Origin of the sequence: Vibrio sp. 1F263 (genome assembly GCF_041439035.1) — a bacterium.
Taxonomy (GTDB): domain Bacteria; phylum Pseudomonadota; class Gammaproteobacteria; order Enterobacterales; family Vibrionaceae; genus Vibrio; species Vibrio tasmaniensis_A.
This window is the reverse complement of record NZ_JBGONI010000131.1, coordinates 1-1,213: the sequence shown is the minus strand read 5'-3', so window position 1 is coordinate 1,213 and position 1,213 is coordinate 1. Positions and strand designations below refer to the sequence as shown.

At 42.0% G+C, this 1,213-nt stretch carries 1 protein-coding gene; it reads left to right on the top strand.

The window, feature by feature from the left end; translation table 11 throughout:
* Positions 1 to 483 precede the first annotated feature (483 nt).
* A complete protein-coding gene (locus tag ACED25_RS23470) occupies positions 484 to 1,071 on the top strand; it encodes a hypothetical protein (protein WP_231904619.1) in 588 nt (195 codons plus the stop codon).
* Positions 1,072 to 1,213 lie beyond the last annotated feature (142 nt).

Genomic DNA, 1,213 nt, shown 5'->3' with positions numbered 1-1,213 from the left:
AACAGAGGTAATTTCACCAAAAAGTTAAATCAGATCACAACTCGTGAATTTGGATAGGATGAGAGCTTATAAGTAGGTATCCGCCTATTGGTACCCTAACGAGGGTGCAGAGATTAACCAACCCCCATGACCTCTCAAGAAATCAATGGCAGTTGCTCTAATTTTCGCTTCAAGGAGCACTGGCGGTAATCTACTCCAATTGCAAAGTAACCATCATTGGGCTCTTTTAGAAGTCAACGAATATACCCGCCTATTAGTGTCGCGATAAGTTTTATAATTGGCGCTTTTTACTTCAATTTGAAAACAATTATCGGCATTTTTAGGTGATTTCGATCTATTTGGTACCATGAGCATAAACTCAACCGACGAAGGTTTTAGACAGGTTACGCCCCAACTTTGTGGATAACTGCTTTAATTTGTTATAAAAAAATAATGTTAGGTTGGAATTTAACGAAGCAAGCAAAACGGAAGGCCAAATTAACCATGGAAAAGATAATTCACTACGATATTCTCAAGGTTAAAGTTAGAAGCGATAAAGAAAGCACTCGACTGATCAGCCAATGGGATCAGGTTCTACAAATCTGTCGTGACAAACCACTCGGAGAGATCGCGAGAGCAAGATTAGCGTTTAACCTTGTCGATTACATCACAAGTGAAGATCTACCTTTTCGCTTATTCATCACACGCGCACCACAAGCTATGGCCACCATAGGCGAGGAAACACGAGTGTATAAAGAGCATCGAGTTATTAATGGTAAACAAAGCGGAATGATTTACGCCAAAAGCGAACAAATGTTACCAAGAGAAATCCACTATACGAATGAGTTTGTGGCAACCCGCTACGTTGCTGGGACAAAAACACCACTCTCTGCCACCTCCCTCGTTGATTGCCTCAAGGCTGGAGATGTCATAACACCACTCGATGGCATCTTGTTTTTAGGCTGTAAACGAATCGCCAGTGATATAGCACGTCTTAAAAAAATCGAACCCACCATGAACATCGAAATGAAACGTATCGAAGTATCAGACAACTTCACAGGCACAACAAGAAAGATGGCAAGTTACGAATGAATAACGAGGCGTAAACGATTGCCGCATGCTTTAACATGACAGATATAACTGAAACTAATCTTCGTCGGATAGACGGCACCTGTTACCAGGTGCCACCCTCCTCAGAACCGTACGTGCAACTTTCACTGCATACGGCTCAAGC